This is a genomic window from Pseudomonas sp. PB3P13 (assembly GCF_054897735.1).
On the sequence record NZ_CM142702.1, the window covers coordinates 1,254,327 to 1,270,344 of the forward strand.

Annotated in this window: 19 protein-coding genes; 18 read left to right on the forward strand and 1 reads right to left on the reverse strand. The window is 59.3% G+C overall.

The features are described from left to right. Positions 1–2: 2 nt before the first annotated feature. Both secF and ACYZT1_RS05610 read left to right on the forward strand, forming a co-directional pair. Positions 3–917, forward strand: a complete 915-nt coding sequence (secF, locus tag ACYZT1_RS05605; protein ID WP_462018044.1) for a protein translocase subunit SecF — start codon at positions 3–5, stop codon at positions 915–917. Positions 918–1,036: 119 nt separating this feature from the next. Then, positions 1,037–1,585: a glycine zipper 2TM domain-containing protein gene (locus tag ACYZT1_RS05610; protein WP_045061576.1), complete on the forward strand. Its 549-nt coding sequence runs from the start codon at positions 1,037–1,039 to the stop codon at positions 1,583–1,585. 61 nt (positions 1,586–1,646) lie between these two features. Here ACYZT1_RS05610 and suhB read toward each other — a convergent pair whose 3' ends face one another. After that, positions 1,647–2,465, reverse strand: a complete 819-nt coding sequence (suhB, locus tag ACYZT1_RS05615) for a type III secretion system regulator SuhB (RefSeq protein ID WP_008014726.1) — start codon at positions 2,463–2,465, stop codon at positions 1,647–1,649. 145 nt (positions 2,466–2,610) lie between these two features. Here suhB and trmJ point away from each other — a divergent pair, with 145 nt between their 5' ends. The 16 genes from trmJ to hisS all read left to right on the forward strand — a co-directional run bounded on the left by trmJ (position 2,611) and on the right by hisS (position 16,001). Further along, complete coding sequence (gene trmJ, locus ACYZT1_RS05620; RefSeq protein ID WP_462018045.1) at positions 2,611–3,381, forward strand: tRNA (cytosine(32)/uridine(32)-2'-O)-methyltransferase TrmJ; 771 nt, start codon at positions 2,611–2,613, stop codon at positions 3,379–3,381. Between the two features lie 2 nt (positions 3,382–3,383). Next, positions 3,384–4,160, forward strand: a complete 777-nt coding sequence (cysE, locus tag ACYZT1_RS05625; protein ID WP_462018046.1) for a serine O-acetyltransferase — start codon at positions 3,384–3,386, stop codon at positions 4,158–4,160. A gap of 307 nt (positions 4,161–4,467) precedes the next feature. After that, positions 4,468–4,959, forward strand: coding sequence for a Fe-S cluster assembly transcriptional regulator IscR (gene iscR / locus ACYZT1_RS05630; protein ID WP_462018047.1), 492 nt, complete (start codon positions 4,468–4,470; stop codon positions 4,957–4,959). Positions 4,960–5,009: 50 nt separating this feature from the next. Continuing rightward, positions 5,010–6,224: an IscS subfamily cysteine desulfurase gene (locus ACYZT1_RS05635; RefSeq protein WP_462018048.1), complete on the forward strand. Its 1,215-nt coding sequence runs from the start codon at positions 5,010–5,012 to the stop codon at positions 6,222–6,224. 84 nt (positions 6,225–6,308) lie between these two features. Beyond that, complete coding sequence (gene iscU / locus ACYZT1_RS05640) at positions 6,309–6,695, forward strand: Fe-S cluster assembly scaffold IscU (RefSeq protein ID WP_028620148.1); 387 nt, start codon at positions 6,309–6,311, stop codon at positions 6,693–6,695. A 34-nt stretch (positions 6,696–6,729) separates the two neighbouring features. Further along, positions 6,730–7,053 (forward strand): iron-sulfur cluster assembly protein IscA, encoded by a 324-nt coding sequence (gene iscA / locus ACYZT1_RS05645; protein ID WP_028620147.1) that lies wholly within the window; start codon positions 6,730–6,732, stop codon positions 7,051–7,053. 8 nt (positions 7,054–7,061) lie between these two features. Next, positions 7,062–7,583 carry a co-chaperone HscB gene (gene hscB / locus ACYZT1_RS05650; RefSeq protein WP_462018049.1) on the forward strand — a complete coding sequence of 174 codons (522 nt, stop codon included), beginning with the start codon at positions 7,062–7,064 and terminating at the stop codon, positions 7,581–7,583. 51 nt (positions 7,584–7,634) lie between these two features. After that, positions 7,635–9,497: a Fe-S protein assembly chaperone HscA gene (gene hscA, locus ACYZT1_RS05655; protein ID WP_462018050.1), complete on the forward strand. Its 1,863-nt coding sequence runs from the start codon at positions 7,635–7,637 to the stop codon at positions 9,495–9,497. Between the two features lie 2 nt (positions 9,498–9,499). Further along, positions 9,500–9,841, forward strand: coding sequence for an ISC system 2Fe-2S type ferredoxin (fdx, locus tag ACYZT1_RS05660; protein WP_462018051.1), 342 nt, complete (start codon positions 9,500–9,502; stop codon positions 9,839–9,841). 14 nt (positions 9,842–9,855) lie between these two features. Continuing rightward, the gene (iscX, locus tag ACYZT1_RS05665) at positions 9,856–10,056 is read left to right on the forward strand and encodes a Fe-S cluster assembly protein IscX (protein WP_462018052.1); all 201 of its coding nucleotides are present in this window, start codon (positions 9,856–9,858) and stop codon (positions 10,054–10,056) included. Positions 10,057–10,148: 92 nt separating this feature from the next. Continuing rightward, positions 10,149–10,574: a nucleoside-diphosphate kinase gene (gene ndk, locus ACYZT1_RS05670; RefSeq protein WP_007916882.1), complete on the forward strand. Its 426-nt coding sequence runs from the start codon at positions 10,149–10,151 to the stop codon at positions 10,572–10,574. A gap of 28 nt (positions 10,575–10,602) precedes the next feature. Further along, positions 10,603–11,751 (forward strand): dual-specificity RNA methyltransferase RlmN, encoded by a 1,149-nt coding sequence (gene rlmN / locus ACYZT1_RS05675; RefSeq protein ID WP_462018053.1) that lies wholly within the window; start codon positions 10,603–10,605, stop codon positions 11,749–11,751. A 12-nt stretch (positions 11,752–11,763) separates the two neighbouring features. Beyond that, complete coding sequence (pilW, locus tag ACYZT1_RS05680) at positions 11,764–12,522, forward strand: type IV pilus biogenesis/stability protein PilW (protein ID WP_462018054.1); 759 nt, start codon at positions 11,764–11,766, stop codon at positions 12,520–12,522. Then, entirely contained in the window at positions 12,522–13,547 is a 1,026-nt protein-coding gene (locus ACYZT1_RS05685; protein ID WP_462018055.1) for a RodZ domain-containing protein, read from the forward strand. The genes pilW and ACYZT1_RS05685 overlap by 1 nt, the downstream gene beginning before the upstream one ends. A 3-nt stretch (positions 13,548–13,550) precedes the next feature. Beyond that, positions 13,551–14,660, forward strand: coding sequence for a flavodoxin-dependent (E)-4-hydroxy-3-methylbut-2-enyl-diphosphate synthase (gene ispG / locus ACYZT1_RS05690; protein ID WP_462018056.1), 1,110 nt, complete (start codon positions 13,551–13,553; stop codon positions 14,658–14,660). A gap of 51 nt (positions 14,661–14,711) precedes the next feature. Further along, complete coding sequence (gene hisS, locus ACYZT1_RS05695; RefSeq protein WP_462018057.1) at positions 14,712–16,001, forward strand: histidine--tRNA ligase; 1,290 nt, start codon at positions 14,712–14,714, stop codon at positions 15,999–16,001. The last annotated feature ends 17 nt before the right edge of the window (positions 16,002–16,018 follow it).

The following is a 16,018-nucleotide window of genomic DNA, read 5'->3' on the forward strand; positions in this document are numbered from 1 at the left end:
CCATGTTACGTACAATCAACTTTATGGGCGTTCGCAACATTGCGTTCGGCGTCACCGTGCTCCTTACCCTGTTGGCGTTGTTCAGCTGGTTCAGCAAGGGTTTGAACTACGGCCTGGACTTCACCGGCGGTACGCTCATCGAGCTAACCTATGAGCGTCCGGCTGATGTGACCAAGGTGCGTGAGCAACTGGTAGCTTCGGGTTATCAGGATGCCGTGGTGCAGAACTTCGGCGCGACCACCGATTTGCTGGTGCGCATGCCGGGTGAAGACCCGCAGCTGGGTCATCAAGTGGCTGAAGCGCTGCAGAAGGTCGGCGGTGACAACCCGGCCGTGGTCAAGCGAGTCGAGTTCGTTGGCCCGCAGGTCGGCGAAGAGCTGCGTGACCAGGGCGGCCTGGGCATGCTGATGGCGCTGGGCGGGATCATGATTTACCTCGCCTTCCGCTTTCAGTGGAAGTTCGCGGTCGGTGCCATCGTCTCGCTGATCCACGACGTGGTGGTGACGCTGGGTATCCTGTCGTTCTTCCAGATCACCTTCGACCTGACGGTGCTGGCGGCGGTGCTGGCGATCATCGGTTACTCGCTCAACGACACTATCGTCGTGTTCGACCGGGTTCGTGAGAACTTCCGCGTGCTGCGCAAGGCCAGCCTGATCGAGAACATCAATATCTCGACCACGCAAACCTTGCTGCGGACCATGGCAACATCGATCTCCACCTTGCTGGCGATTGCGGCGCTGTTGTTCTTCGGTGGCGACAACCTGTTCGGTTTCTCGCTGGCGTTGTTCATCGGTGTTCTGGCGGGTACGTACTCGTCGATCTACATCGCCAACGTGGTGTTGATCTGGCTGAACCTGAGCACCGAGGATCTGATTCCTCCGGTGGTTGTCGATCAGGAAGTGGACGACCGCCCATAACGGCGATTGTCTTCCAGCGATCGGCCGAAAAGGCGCGAGTGTTGAACTCGCGCCTTTTTTTATGCTCCAAGGCTGGGAGAAGCGCGGGCTATCCCGCATGTGATGGTCAGGAGGTTCATGTGAACAAGTCGTTGCTGGTTGGTGCAGTATTGGGTGCTGTCGGTGTAACCGCCGGGGGTGCTGTTGCCACCTACAGCCTGGTGAAAAGCGGCCCTGAGTATGCGCAAGTATTGGCCGTTGACCCGGTCAAGAAACAGATCAAGACACCACGTGAAGTGTGCAAGGATGTAGCGGTGACCCGTCAGGCGCCGGTCAAGGATCAGCACCAGATTCTCGGTACCGCGATTGGCGCGGTTGCCGGCGGTTTGTTGGGTAATCAGGTCGGCGGCGGCACGGGCAAGAAAATTGCCACGGTAGCGGGCGCAGTCGGCGGTGGTTATGCGGGCAACAAGGTGCAGGAAGGTATGCAGAATCGCGACACCTACACCACCACCCAGACTCGCTGCAACACGGTGAACGACATCAGCGACAAGGTCGTCGGCTATGACGTTCGCTATTCGCTGGACGGCAAGGAAGGCAAGGTGCGGATGGATCGCGATCCGGGCAATCAGATTCCGGTCGACAAGGAAGGTAAGTTGGTCTTGTCGCAGAATGAGCCGGCTCAATAAACCACCTCAATTCAAGACGCAAAAAAAAGCACCCAGAGGGTGCTTTTTTGTGGCCGCTCGCTTAGCGCTTCAGCGAGGCCGGCAGGTGCGGCTGGATCGCCGTCAGCACTGCTTTGAAGCATTTGGTGTTGCCGGCAACGATGTGACCTTTCTCAAGGAAATCGTGACCGCCGGTGAAGTCGCTCACCAAACCGCCTGCTTCCTGGATCAGCAGGGCACCTGCAGCCATGTCCCATTCGGACAGGCCCGACTCCCAGAACGCATCGAAACGACCCGCTGCAACGTAAGCCAGGTCCAGGCTCGCCGAACCAGCGCGGCGGATGCCGGCAGTCTGGCCGACCAGGGCGCGGAACATGCCCAGGTAGTTGTCGAGGTTGTCCATCTGGTCGTCACGGAACGGGAAGCCGGTACCCAGCAGGGCGCCGTCGAGGCTGGTGCGACCGCTGACGCGCAGACGACGACCGTTCAGTTGAGCGCCGCGACCACGGCTGGCGGTGAATTCTTCCTGGCGAACCGGATCCAGAACAACAGCGTGTTCCAGGCGACCGCGGTATTTGCAGGCAATGCTGACAGCGAAGTGAGGAATGCCGCGCAGGAAGTTGGTGGTGCCGTCCAGTGGATCGATGATCCACAGGTATTCTTCGCCTTCGATACCGGTGCCGGCGTGCATGCCGGTTTCTTCACCCATGATCGAGTGATTCGGGTAGGCCTTGCGCAACGCGTCGATGATTTTCTGTTCAGCAGCGCGATCTACCTCGGATACGTAATCCTTGGCGTCTTTTTCGTCGACCTTGATGGTATCCAGGCGCTCGATGGAGCGGAAGATCAATTCACTGGCGCTGCGGGCGGCGCGCAGCGCGATATTCAGCATGGGCTGCATGGATGTGTCACCTAAGGTTGTTAAAGAAAGCCGGGCATTCTATCAGAAAGTTTCTACAGGTGAAGGACGACGTTCGCTTTCGTGGCTTAACGGTAGGATGAGCTGTAAGATTCGGCTCCCGATAATGTGTTCGAGAGCGCCTCCCTTGCTGCATAACATTCGTGTCGTCCTGGTCAATACCAGCCACCCCGGCAATATCGGCGGGGTCGCGCGAGCCATGAAGAACATGGGCCTGACGCGGCTGGTGCTGGTCGAGCCGCGGTTGTTCCCTCACCACGAGGCCGACGCGCGTGCCTCCGGTGCCGGGGATATTCTGGAAAACGCACAAGTCGTCGCCACGCTGGAAGATGCACTGGTCGGTTGCAATCTGGTGCTCGGCACCAGCGCCCGCGACCGACGCATCCCGTGGCCGCTGCTCGATCCGCGTGAATGCGGAACGAAAGTGGTCGAGGAGGCAGGGCAGGGTGCCGAGATCGCCCTGGTCTTTGGTCGTGAAGATTCCGGCCTGACTAACGAGGAGCTGCAGCGATGTCATTATCACGTGCACATCCCGTCAGACCCTGAGTTCAGTTCGCTGAACCTCGGGGCAGCGGTGCAGGTGCTGAGTTATGAAGTGCGCATGTCCTGGCTCGCGGCCCAAGGTCAGCCGAGCAAGGTCGAGAAGGAAGAAGTCGCCTCGACCAAGAGCGCCGAACTGGCGACCATGGACGAGCTGGAGCGATTCTATGAGCATCTGGAGCAAACCCTGGTGGCCATCGAATTCCTCGATCCGGACAAACCTCGGCACTTGATGGCGCGCCTGCGCCGGTTGTACGGACGAAGCTCGGTCAGCCGGGCGGAGATGAATATATTGCGTGGCATCCTCACGGAAACCCAGAAAGCGGCCCGTGGCGAGCTTCTAAAGCGGAAGGACTGATGATGTTTGAGCGTTTGCGTGAAGATATCCAAAGCGTATTCCATCGAGACCCGGCGGCGCGTAACGCTTTTGAAGTCATGACTTGCTACCCGGGCATGCACGCCATCTGGATCCATCGCTTGTCCGCGGCCCTGTGGCGCGCGGAGCTGAAATGGCTGGCGCGGCTGGTGTCGAACTTCGGTCGCTGGTTGACCGGGATCGAGATTCATCCGGGCGCCAAGGTTGGCCGTCGGTTCTTTATCGATCACGGCATGGGCATCGTCATTGGTGAAACGGCCGAGATCGGTGACGACGTCACGCTTTATCAAGGTGTGACATTGGGCGGGACCAGCTGGAATAAAGGCAAGCGCCATCCGACGCTTGAAGACGGCGTGGTGGTGGGTGCGGGCGCGAAAGTGCTCGGCCCGTTTACCGTGGGGGCGGGCGCCAAGGTCGGCTCGAATGCCGTCGTGACCAAGGCGGTGCCTGCCGGTGCGACTGTGGTCGGCATACCGGGGCGGATCATCGTCAAATCCGACGAAGAGCAGGACGCCCGGCGTAAAGCCATGGCCGAGAAAATCGGTTTTGATGCTTACGGCGTTGGCGAAGACATGCCTGACCCGGTGGCTCGCGCCATCAACCAGTTGCTCGATCATCTGCAGGCGGTTGACGGGCGTCTGGAAGGCATGTGCGGCGCATTGAAGGACCTGGGCAGCAATTACTGTGCGAAAGATCTGCCCGAGCTGCGCGAAGAAGATTTCGCGTGTGTGAAGGACAAGGATCAGAGTCAGGCCAGCTGACTGCGCGCCCTGTAGCAGCTGCCGAGGCACGAGGCTGCGTCCGAGTGCGAAGCGCTCGCGTTCCGCTGGCACATCATTCCAGATGATCGCACGCCGGATCTACGACCACTTCGCGGCCGAGCGCAGCCTCGTGCCTCGGCAGTTGCTACAGCGCGTGCGTCGCAGGTGTGCCATTACGCCACAGCCTTTGCTATGATGCGGCCGCTCTTTTGCGGGTAAGCCTGACTAAAGTACTAGGTCTTATAGTTGACTTAAATACTCGGGAATTGCATACTCGCCCCTATTCCGAACTCCGTGGTAATTGTCCATGCGACTGACTACAAAAGGCCGATACGCCGTGACCGCCATGCTCGATCTGGCGTTGCACGCGCAGCACGGGCCGGTGTCTCTGGCCGATATCTCCGAGCGCCAAGGCATCTCCCTGTCCTACCTCGAGCAGCTGTTCGCCAAGCTGCGCCGCAGCAATCTTGTATCCAGCGTGCGCGGTCCCGGCGGCGGCTATCAGCTGTCGCGCGCGATGCAGGGGATTCAGGTGGCCCAGGTGATCGATGCGGTCAACGAGTCGGTTGACGCCACCAAGTGCCAGGGGCAAGGCGATTGCCATCAGGGCGACACCTGCCTGACTCACCACTTGTGGTGCGACCTGAGCCTGCAGATCCACGAATTTCTGAGCGGTATCAGCTTGGCTGATCTTGTCACTCGCCGTGAGGTGCAAGAAGTAGCCCAGCGTCAGGACCAGCGTCGTTGCAACAGCAAGGCGCCGCGCCTGGACAAGATTGAAGCGTCCGCCGTCGAATGACAGCCATAGAGCCAGCGGTACGCCAGCCAGCCTGATTTAGGAGAGAGTCCATGAAATTGCCGATTTACCTTGATTACTCAGCGACCACCCCGGTTGACCCGCGTGTCGCGCAAAAGATGAGTGAATGCCTGCTGGTCGACGGGAACTTCGGTAACCCGGCGTCCCGTTCCCACGTGTTTGGCTGGAAAGCTGAAGAGTCCGTTGAAAACGCTCGTCGTCAGGTCGCCGACCTGGTCAATGCCGACCCGCGTGAAATCGTCTGGACTTCCGGTGCCACCGAATCCGACAACCTGGCAATCAAGGGTGCGGCGCATTTCTATGCCACCAAAGGCAAACACCTGATCACCACCAAGATTGAGCACAAGGCTGTCCTCGACACCATGCGCCAACTGGAGCGTGAAGGCTTCGAAGTGACTTATCTTGAGCCGCGCACCGATGGTCTGGTCACTCCACAGATGATTGAAGCTGCGCTGCGTGACGACACCATTCTGGTCTCGGTCATGCATGTGAACAACGAAATCGGCACCATCAACGATATCGAAGCGATCGGCGAACTGTGCCGCTCCAAAGGCATCCTGTTCCACGTCGACGCCGCTCAGTCCACCGGCAAGGTCGACATCGACCTGCAGAAGCTGAAAGTCGACATGATGTCGTTCTCCGCCCACAAAACCTACGGCCCTAAAGGCATCGGCGCGCTGTACGTCAGCCGCAAGCCGCGTGTGCGCATTGAAGCGACCATGCACGGCGGCGGTCACGAGCGCGGCATGCGTTCGGGCACCCTGGCGACCCACCAGATCGTCGGCATGGGCGAAGCCTTCCGCGTCGCCAAGGAAGACATGGCGGCCGAGAACGTGCGCATCAAAGCCCTGAGCGACCGTTTCTTCAAACAGGTCGAGGGCCTGGAAGAGCTGTACGTCAACGGCAGCCTGACCGCCCGCGTACCACACAACCTGAACCTGAGCTTCAACTACGTTGAAGGCGAGTCGCTGATCATGGCGCTCAAGGATCTGGCGGTGTCGTCGGGTTCGGCCTGCACCTCGGCTTCGCTTGAGCCTTCGTATGTATTGCGCGCCCTGGGCCGCAACGATGAACTGGCGCACAGCTCGATCCGCTTCACCTTCGGTCGCTTCACCACCGAAGAAGAAATCGACTACGCCGCGCAGAAAGTCTGCGAGGCCGTTACCAAGCTGCGCACCTTGTCGCCGCTGTGGGACATGTACAAAGACGGTGTCGACATCTCGAAAATCGAGTGGGCGGCACACTGATTTCAAGTCGCCGCGAACCGGCCCTGTGACCGAGAGGTTGGCAGGGCTCAAAGAGCGACTCCTGATGAGTGAGGATTAAGAATCATGGCTTACAGCGAAAAGGTCATCGACCACTACGAGAACCCGCGCAACGTCGGCAAGATGGACGCGGAAGATCCTGATGTCGGCACCGGCATGGTCGGCGCTCCGGCATGCGGCGACGTGATGCGTCTGCAGATCAAGGTCAACGAGGCGGGCATCATCGAAGACGCCAAGTTCAAGACTTATGGCTGCGGTTCGGCAATTGCTTCCAGCTCCCTGGCGACCGAGTGGATGAAAGGCAAGACTCTGGATGAAGCAGAGACCATCAAGAACACTCAGCTGGCCGAAGAACTGGCCCTGCCGCCAGTAAAAATCCACTGCTCCGTACTCGCTGAAGACGCTATCAAAGCGGCCGTTCGCGACTACAAGCAGAAGAAAGGCTTGATCTGAATTCCAGGATTTGGCGACGAGTAAGGAGTCACCGATGGCTATCAGCATGACAGAAGCGGCTGCTCGACACGTGCGACGCTCCCTCGACGGGCGCGGCAAGGGTGAAGGGATTCGTCTGGGTGTTCGCACCACAGGCTGTTCCGGCCTTGCCTATGTGCTGGAGTTTGTCGACGAGGTAGTAGCAGAGGATCAGGTGTTCGAGAGTCACGGCGAAAAAGTGATTATCGACCCCAAGAGCCTGTCCTACCTGGACGGCACCGAGCTCGATTTCGTCAAGGAAGGGTTGAACGAAGGCTTCAAGTTCAACAATCCCAACGTACGCGGTGAATGTGGCTGCGGCGAAAGCTTCAACATCTGAGGCTTCTCGTGGGTACTCCTTGTCACTTCGCTTTATTCGAGTTGCAACCGGGCTTCAATCTGGATCTCGATCAGCTGGCCACGCGCTACCGTGAGTTGGCGCGCGGCGTCCATCCGGACCGTTTTGCGGACGCTTCCGAGCGTGAGCAGCGTCTGGCGCTCGAGCAATCGGCTAGCCTCAACGAGGCCTATCAGACGCTCAAGAATCCCCCGAAGCGCGCGCGATACCTGCTTGCGATGAATGGGCGCGAGCTGCCGCTGGAGGTCACGGTGCATGATCCGGAGTTTCTTCTGCAACAGATGGAGTTGCGCGAAGAGCTCGAAGACCTGCAGGACAGTGCCGACCTGGACGGCGTGGCGGTGTTCAAGCGACGCCTGAAAACCGCGCAAGATCAGTTGAACCAAAGTTTTGCAGCCTGTTGGGATGACGTAGCGCAACGTGAGCAGGCCGAACGCCTGATGCGGCGCATGCAGTTTCTCGACAAGCTGACCTATGAAGTGCGCCAGCTGGAAGAGCGCCTCGACGATTAACCCAGTGCCGCTCCGGTCGCACGCCTGATATACAGATAAGTCCTGATCACGATGGCCCTACTGCAGATCGCCGAACCCGGCCAAAGTCCTCAACCACACCAGCGTCGTCTGGCTGTGGGGATCGACTTGGGTACTACCAATTCGCTGGTCGCTGCGTTGCGCAGTGGTCTTTCCGAGCCTCTGGCCGACGCTGACGGGCAGGTCATTCTGCCGTCTGCCGTGCGCTATCACGCTGATCGTGTGGAAGTGGGCGAGTCGGCCAAGCTGGCCGCGGCGGCCGATCCTTTGAACACTGTGCTGTCGGTCAAGCGCTTGATGGGTCGTGGTCTGTCCGACGTCAAGCAATTGGGCGATCAACTGCCGTACCGTTTTGTCGGCGGTGAATCGCACATGCCGTTCATCGACACTGTTCAGGGGCCGAAAAGCCCGGTCGAAGTTTCCGCCGATATCCTCAAGGTGCTGCGCCAGCGCGCCGAAGCGGCATTGGGTGGCGAACTGGTCGGTGCGGTGATCACCGTGCCGGCGTATTTCGACGATGCTCAGCGGCAAGCGACCAAGGACGCGGCCAAACTGGCGGGTCTGAACGTGCTGCGGTTGCTCAATGAACCGACCGCTGCGGCAGTGGCTTACGGGCTGGATCAACATGCTGAAGGCCTGGTCGCGATTTATGACCTGGGTGGCGGCACCTTCGATATTTCGATTCTGCGCCTGACCGGCGGCGTTTTCGAAGTCCTGGCCACCGGTGGCGACAGTGCGCTGGGCGGCGATGATTTTGATCACGCCATTGCTGGCTGGATCATCACCAGCGCCGGTTTGTCGGCCGACCTCGACCCGGGCGCGCAACGTCATTTGCTGCAGACCGCGTGTGCTGCCAAAGAAGCGCTGACTGATGCCGACTCTGTTGAAGTGGTTTACGGCGACTGGAAAGCTCAACTCACCCGCGAAGCTTTTAACGCGCTGATCGAGCCGATGGTCGCTCGTAGCCTGAAAGCCTGCCGCCGCGCGGTGCGCGATTCCGGTATCGAGCTGGATGAAGTCCACGCCGTGGTCATGGTGGGGGGCTCGACCCGGGTGCCTCGCGTCCGCGAAGCGGTGGCTGAAGCCTTCGGTCGCGAGCCGTTGACGGAAATCGACCCGGATCAAGTGGTGGCCATCGGGGCCGCGATCCAGGCCGATACGCTGGCTGGCAACAAGCGCGATGGCGGTGAACTGCTCTTGCTCGATGTGATTCCGTTGTCCTTGGGGCTGGAAACCATGGGCGGCCTGATGGAGAAGGTGATCCCGCGCAACACCACCATCCCTGTCGCCCGCGCCCAGGATTTCACGACCTACAAAGATGGCCAGTCGGCCATGGCGATTCACGTGTTGCAGGGCGAGCGTGAGCTGATCAGCGACTGCCGCTCTCTGGCGCGGTTCGAATTGCGCGGCATTCCGGCCATGGTCGCAGGTGCGGCGAAAATTCGCGTGACCTTCCAGGTGGATGCCGATGGTCTGCTTAGCGTGTCGGCCCGCGAACTGGGTTCGGGCGTTGAAGCCAGCATTCAGGTGAAGCCGTCCTACGGGCTGACCGACGGCGAGATCGCCAAGATGCTCAAGGATTCGTTCCAGCACGCCAACGACGACAAAGTCGCCCGCGTGCTGCGTGAGCAACAAGTCGACGCGCAGCGCCTGATCGAAGCCGTGCAAGCGGCGCTTGAGGTTGATGGCGAGCGCCTGCTGGATGCCGAAGAGCGCATGGTCATCCAGTTGCAGATGCAGGAACTGACCGAACTGATGAAAGGCACCGATGGTTTCGCCGTCGAGCAGCAGACCAAGCGTCTGTCGCAAGTGACCGATTCTTTTGCCGCCCGCCGCCTGGATTCGACGGTGAAAGCCGCGCTGGCGGGGCGCAACCTGAATGAGATTGAGGAATAACGATGCCGCAGGTCATTTTTCTGCCCCACGACAAGTTTTGCCCGGAAGGCATGGTGGTCGAGGCTGAGCCCGGAACTTCCATCCTGGATCTGGCGCACGAGCACCACATTGAAATGGAAAACGCCTGCGGCGGCGTCTGCGCCTGCACCACCTGCCATTGCATCGTCCGCGAAGGTTTTGATTCGCTGGAAGAAGCAGACGAGCTGGAGGAAGATTTCCTTGATCGTGCCTGGGGCCTGGAAGCGCAATCGCGTCTGGCCTGTCAGGCGATCGTCGGAACTGAAGACCTGACCGTCGAAATCCCGAAATACTCGCTCAACCATGCGGCGGAAGCGCCGCACTGATTCAAGGAAATGTCATGAGCCTGAAATGGGTTGATGTACAAGAGATCGCTATACAGCTTGCCGAGGCGCACCCGGATGTCGACCCTCTGTCGGTGAACTTCGTCAAACTGCGTAATCTGGTCATGGCGTTGCCCGAGTTCGACGACGTGCCGGACCGGGGCGGGGAAAAGGTTCTTGAAGCGATCCAGACCTTGTGGATCGAAGAAGCCGATTGAACCTGCACCGTACCCAGTTAGGCATTACCCAAGAACCCGCGTATAATTCGCGGGTTTAATTTTTCACAAATTACCGTTTCTGGAGTTACACCATGGCTGTTCAACGTACTTTCTCCATCATCAAGCCTGACGCTGTTGCAAAAAACGTCATCGGCGAAATCACCACTCGTTTCGAAAAAGCTGGCCTGCGCGTTGTAGCTTCGAAACTCAAGCAACTGTCCAAAGCTGAAGCTGAAGGCTTCTACGCTGAGCACAGCGCTCGTGGTTTCTTCGGCGACCTGGTTGCTTTCATGATCTCCGGTCCTGTTGTCGTTCAGGTGCTGGAAGGCGAAAACGCTATCGCTCTGAACCGTGAGCTGATGGGCGCTACCAACCCTAAAGAAGCGGCTGCCGGCACCATCCGTGCTGACTTCGCTGATTCCATCGACGCCAACGCTGTGCACGGTTCGGACTCCGAAGCCGCTGCTGCTCGCGAAATCTCGTACTTCTTCGCCGCTACTGAAGTAACCACTCGCTAAGCATTGGCTTAAGAGTGAAGGTGAATCCATGACTACATCGACTGTAAAAACCAACCTGCTGGGTCTGACTCAACAGGAAATGGAAAAATTCTTCGACTCGATCGGGGAGAAGCGTTTCCGTGCCGGTCAGGTAATGAAATGGATTCACCACCTTGGCGTCGATGATTTCGACGCCATGACGAACGTCAGCAAGGCCTTGCGCGACAAGCTCAAGGCTATTGCCGAAGTTCGCGGTCCGGAAGTTGTCAGCGAGGACATCTCCACCGACGGCACCCGTAAATGGGTGGTGCGCGTGGCGTCCGGCAGCTGCGTCGAGACCGTTTACATTCCCCAGGGCAAACGCGGCACTTTGTGCGTTTCGTCCCAGGCAGGCTGTGCCCTGGATTGCAGTTTCTGCTCCACTGGCAAGCAAGGCTTCAACAGCAACCTCACCGCCGCCGAAGTCATTGGCCAGGTGTGGATTGCCAATAAATCGTTTGGCAGCATTCCGGCGACCGCCGACCGTGCCATCACCAACGTGGTGATGATGGGCATGGGCGAGCCGCTGCTGAACTTCGACAACGTCGTCGCGGCCATGCACTTGATGATGGACGACCTCGGTTACGGCATATCCAAGCGCCGTGTAACCCTGTCGACCTCCGGCGTGGTGCCGATGATCGATGAGCTTTCCAGGCACATCGACGTCTCCCTGGCGTTGTCCCTGCACGCACCCAACGACGCATTGCGTAACCAATTGGTGCCGATCAACAAGAAGTATCCGCTTAAGATGCTGCTCGAGTCGTGCCAGCGCTACATGTCGTCCCTGGGCGAAAAACGCGTGCTGACCATCGAGTACACCTTGTTGAAAGACATCAACGACAAGGTCGAGCACGCGGTCGAGATGATCGAACTGCTCAAGAACATCCCGTGCAAGATCAACCTGATTCCGTTCAACCCGTTCCCGCACTCCGGTTACGAGCGTCCGAGCAACAACGCGATTCGTCGGTTCCAGGATCAGCTTCACCATGCCGGTTTCAATGTCACCGTGCGTACGACTCGCGGTGAAGACATCGATGCTGCATGTGGTCAATTGGTAGGGCAGGTGCTGGATCGCACCCGTCGCAGCGAACGCTATATCGCCGTGCGCGAGTTGAGCGCCGAAAACGATCTGGCGCAGAACGCCGCAAACAACACTTAAGAGAGGATCTCTATGTCACTGCGCTTTGCGCTGCTTGTGCTGTTGGCCAGTCTTTGTACTGGTTGTGTCCTGTCGGGCGATTTCAACCCGATGAAGACCAGCAAAGGCCGCGACGAGGCGCGTGCTGCCTATGTGCAGCTTGGCCTGGGGTACCTGCAACAAGGCATGACCGAGCGGGCCAAAGTGCCTCTCAAGAAAGCACTGGACCTGGACAGCTCCGATCCCGATGCCAACGCCGCGCTGGGCCTGGTGTTTCAAGCCGAGATGGAGCCGGAACTGGCGGACGAGCATTTTCGCAAGGCGCTGTCCTCGCGTTCGGGCGATGCGCGAATCCTGAACAACTACGGCAGTTTCTTGTTCGAGCAGAAGCGTTATAAAGAGGCCTACGAGCGCTTTGAACAGGCCGCCGCCGATACCCTGTATCCTGAGCGTTCGCGGGTTTTCGAAAACCTCGGCATGACGGCCTCGAAGCTCGGTCAGCGTGATTTGGCCCGGCAGCAACTGGAGAAAGCCTTGCGCCTTAACCGGCAACAGCCTCGAGCATTGCTGGAAATGGCTGAGTTGTCTTATGAAGACAGGCATTATGTGCCGGCGCGTGACTATTACGAGCGTTTTAGCCTGCTGACCGAACAAAATGCACGTAGTCTATTGCTCGGCGTTCGGCTGGCGAAAGTATTTGAAGATCGCGACAAGGCCGCCAGTTTCGGCCTGCAATTAAAACGACTCTATCCCGGTACGCCGGAATATCAGCAATACCTGTCGGAGCAATGATGAAAGCGGCGCATCCCGAAGTTGTAGCAGCGAATCGCGTTAACCCCGGTGAGACATTGCGCCAGGCCCGCGAAAGCAATGGCTGGTCGCTGGCCGAAGTGGCCCTCAAGCTCAACCTCACCGTCAATTCCCTGAGCAATCTGGAAGCCGGCGCCTTCGACAAGCTGCCGGGGCATACGTTTGCCCGTGGTTATATTCGCGCGTACGCCAAATTGCTCGGCATGGACCAGACCGTTCTGGTTCAGCAGTTCGACCAGTCCACCGGCACCGATTCTCAGGGCAGCAGCGTCCACAGCCTGGGTCGTATCGAAGAGCCGGTTCGGGTTTCCCACACCATTTTGCGAATTGTCAGCCTGCTGTTGCTGCTCGCCGTCATCGGTGGTGGTTTCTTCTGGTGGCAGGATCAAACCTCGCAGCGAACCAGGGAACAGACCAGCCTGAGCCCGGAGCATGTTGAAGTCGAAGGCGCCGACGGCACCACCCAGATTCATCCGCTGGACGAGCCGGAAGACCAGGCCGTCGTGGAGGGGCAAGCTGAAGGCACCACCGAGCTGGCTTTGCCACAAGCCCAAACGTCTGCTGAAACGCCAGCGGCCGCCGAAGCGGCTGTGCCTGCCGCGCCGACCGCACCTGCTGCGCCGGCCCCGAGCCCTTCGCCGGTTGTCGCGGCACCGGTCACGCCAGCTCCGACTTCTGCGACTGCTCCTGTCGTGCCAAACCCGCCGGCAAGCGCTTCGGTGACGCCGACCATTCCTGCTCCGGCAGCGACGGCTGCGGTTGCCGGTCAAGGCCAGGTGCAACTGCAGTTCACTGCCGATTGCTGGACGCAAGTGACCGATGGCACCGGCAAGGTGTTGTTGAGTGGTCTCAAGCGCAAAGGCGAGAACGTTTCCGTCAGCGGCAAACCACCTTTTGCCGTGCGTCTGGGCTACGCCCGTGGCGCGCAGGTCAGCTACAACGGGCAAGTGGTCGATGTCGCTCCGTTCACCAGTGGCGAGACTGCTCGCCTGAAGTTGGGTCAATAAGTCATGCACGGCGAATCTCCAATCAAACGTCGCGAGTCCCGCAAGATCTGGGTCGGTAACGTACCTGTGGGCGGCGATGCGCCTATCGCTGTGCAAAGCATGACCAACAGCGACACCAACGACGTCGCCGCCACCGTCGCGCAGATCAACCGTCTGGAAGCCGCCGGGGTCGATATCGTTCGCGTCTCCGTGCCGGACATGGACGCCGCTGAGGCGTTTGGCAAAATCAAGCAATTGGTCAAAGTGCCTTTGGTCGCCGACATCCACTTTGACTACAGAATCGCTTTGCGCGTAGCCGAACTGGGCGTCGACTGCCTGCGCATCAACCCGGGCAACATCGGTCGCGAAGACCGCGTCCGGGCCGTGGTGGACGCCGCCCGTGATCGCGGGATTCCGATCCGCATCGGCGTCAACGCCGGCTCCCTGGAAAAAGACCTGCAAAAGAAATACGGCGAGCCGACCCCGGCCGCGCTGGTCGAGTCGGCCTTGCGTCATGTCGAACACCTTGAACGCCTGAATTTCCACGACTTCAAGGTCAGCGTGAAAGCCTCCGACGTGTTCATGGCCGTCGCCGCTTATCGCTTGCTGGCCAAGGAAATCGTGCAGCCGCTGCACCTGGGTATCACCGAAGCCGGTGGTCTGCGTTCAGGCACGGTGAAATCCGCCGTAGGCCTCGGTATGCTGCTCGCCGAAGGAATTGGCGATACTATCCGCATCTCGTTGGCGGCCGACCCGGTCGAGGAAGTGAAAGTCGGCTACGACATTCTCAAATCCCTGCACCTGCGTTCCCGTGGGATCAACTTCATCGCCTGCCCGAGCTGCTCGCGGCAGAATTTCGATGTGGTCAAGACCATGAACGAGCTGGAAGGGCGCCTCGAAGACCTGCTGGTGCCGCTGGATGTCGCGGTCATCGGATGCGTGGTCAACGGACCGGGTGAAGCCAAGGAAGCCCATATTGGCTTGACTGGCGGCACGCCAAACCTGATTTACATCGACGGCAAGCCGTCGCAGAAACTGACGAATGATAATCTGGTGGATGAGCTTGAACGCTTGATCCGCCAGAAAGCGGCCGAGAAGGTCGAAGCCGACGCGGCAGTCATTGCCCGCGGCTAAGCCCGACTTAAGAGTCGAACGGTTGAAGAGCCGAACGAATAAGGATTTATAGTGAGCAAGTCTCTGCAAGCCATTCGTGGCATGAACGACATCCTGCCCGAACAGACTCCGCTGTGGCGTCACTTCGAGGGCACTGTTTCGCGTTTGCTGGATAACTACGGCTACAAGCAGATCCGCATGCCGATCGTCGAATTCACCGAGCTGTTCAAGCGCTCCATCGGTGAAGTGACCGACATCGTCGAAAAAGAAATGTACACCTTCGACGACCGCAACGGCGATTCCCTGACCCTGCGCCCGGAAGGCACGGCGGCGTGCGTGCGTGCCGTGCTCGAGCACGGGATCACCGGCGGTGGCCAGGTGCAGAAGCTTTGGTACATCGGCCCGATGTTCCGTCACGAACGTCCGCAGAAAGGTCGTTACCGCCAGTTTCACCAGATCGGTGTCGAGGTGTTCAACCTCGACGGGCCGGACATCGACGCCGAGCTGATTGTGCTGACCTGGCGCCTGTGGGGCGAGCTGGGCATCCGTGATGCGGTCAAGCTCGAACTCAACAGCCTGGGCACCAGCGAGTCCCGCGGCCGTTACCGTGAAGCACTGGTCGAATTCCTGTCTGCACATCTGGACAAGCTTGACGAAGACAGCCAGCGCCGCCTGAAGACAAATCCATTGCGGGTTCTTGACACCAAAAACGCTGATACACAGGCGATCCTGGTTGACGCGCCAAAAATGGCCGACTACCTCGACGACGAATCGCGCGTTCATTTCGAGGGCCTGAAGGCTCGTCTGGACGCCGCGGGTATTCCCTATGTGATCAACCCGAAGCTGGTGCGCGGCCTGGATTATTACAGCAAGACCGTTTTCGAATGGGTCACCGACAAGCTGGGCGCTCAGGGTACCGTGTGCGCCGGCGGCCGCTACGACGGGCTGGTCGAGCAGATGGGCGGCAAGCCGACCGCTGGCGTTGGTTTTGCCATGGGCATCGAGCGTCTGGTTTTGTTGCTGGAAACCCTGGAACAGATTCCGCAAGAGATTTCCCGTCAGGTTGACGTCTATCTTTGCGCATTCGGCGAGGCCGCCGAGTTGGCGGCGCTGACGCTGAGCGAGAAAGTCCGCGACGAATTACCCAACCTGCGCCTGCAGATCAATGCCGGCGCCGGCAGCTTCAAAAGCCAGTTCAAGAAAGCCGACAAGAGCGGTGCGCTGTACGCGCTGGTCCTCGGTGACGACGAAATGGCTCAGCAAGTGGTAGGTTTCAAACCCCTGCGTGGCCAGGGCGAACAACAAAGCATTGCCTGGGATGCGCTTGCTGCACACCTGGCCACCTGCGTCGTGCAGGGTTGAAGCTGTCATAAAACAGC

What these genes read in the sequence shown, in the direction of transcription:
- pilW (WP_462018054.1), top strand. Translation starts at nt 11,764, where the DNA reads ATGTCACTGCGCTTTGCGCTGCTTGTGCTGTTGGCCAGTCTTTGTACT.
- iscU (WP_028620148.1), top strand. Translation starts at nt 6,309, where the DNA reads ATGGCTTACAGCGAAAAGGTCATCGACCACTACGAGAACCCGCGCAAC.
- secF (WP_462018044.1), top strand. Translation starts at nt 3, where the DNA reads ATGTTACGTACAATCAACTTTATGGGCGTTCGCAACATTGCGTTCGGC.
- ACYZT1_RS05685 (WP_462018055.1), top strand. Translation starts at nt 12,522, where the DNA reads ATGAAAGCGGCGCATCCCGAAGTTGTAGCAGCGAATCGCGTTAACCCC.
- ndk (WP_007916882.1), top strand. Translation starts at nt 10,149, where the DNA reads ATGGCTGTTCAACGTACTTTCTCCATCATCAAGCCTGACGCTGTTGCA.
- iscX (WP_462018052.1), top strand. Translation starts at nt 9,856, where the DNA reads ATGAGCCTGAAATGGGTTGATGTACAAGAGATCGCTATACAGCTTGCC.
- ispG (WP_462018056.1), top strand. Translation starts at nt 13,551, where the DNA reads ATGCACGGCGAATCTCCAATCAAACGTCGCGAGTCCCGCAAGATCTGG.
- iscA (WP_028620147.1), top strand. Translation starts at nt 6,730, where the DNA reads ATGGCTATCAGCATGACAGAAGCGGCTGCTCGACACGTGCGACGCTCC.
- suhB (WP_008014726.1), bottom strand. Translation starts at nt 2,465, where the DNA reads ATGCAGCCCATGCTGAATATCGCGCTGCGCGCCGCCCGCAGCGCCAGT.
- iscR (WP_462018047.1), top strand. Translation starts at nt 4,468, where the DNA reads ATGCGACTGACTACAAAAGGCCGATACGCCGTGACCGCCATGCTCGAT.
- cysE (WP_462018046.1), top strand. Translation starts at nt 3,384, where the DNA reads ATGTTTGAGCGTTTGCGTGAAGATATCCAAAGCGTATTCCATCGAGAC.
- fdx (WP_462018051.1), top strand. Translation starts at nt 9,500, where the DNA reads ATGCCGCAGGTCATTTTTCTGCCCCACGACAAGTTTTGCCCGGAAGGC.
- hscA (WP_462018050.1), top strand. Translation starts at nt 7,635, where the DNA reads ATGGCCCTACTGCAGATCGCCGAACCCGGCCAAAGTCCTCAACCACAC.
- rlmN (WP_462018053.1), top strand. Translation starts at nt 10,603, where the DNA reads ATGACTACATCGACTGTAAAAACCAACCTGCTGGGTCTGACTCAACAG.
- ACYZT1_RS05635 (WP_462018048.1), top strand. Translation starts at nt 5,010, where the DNA reads ATGAAATTGCCGATTTACCTTGATTACTCAGCGACCACCCCGGTTGAC.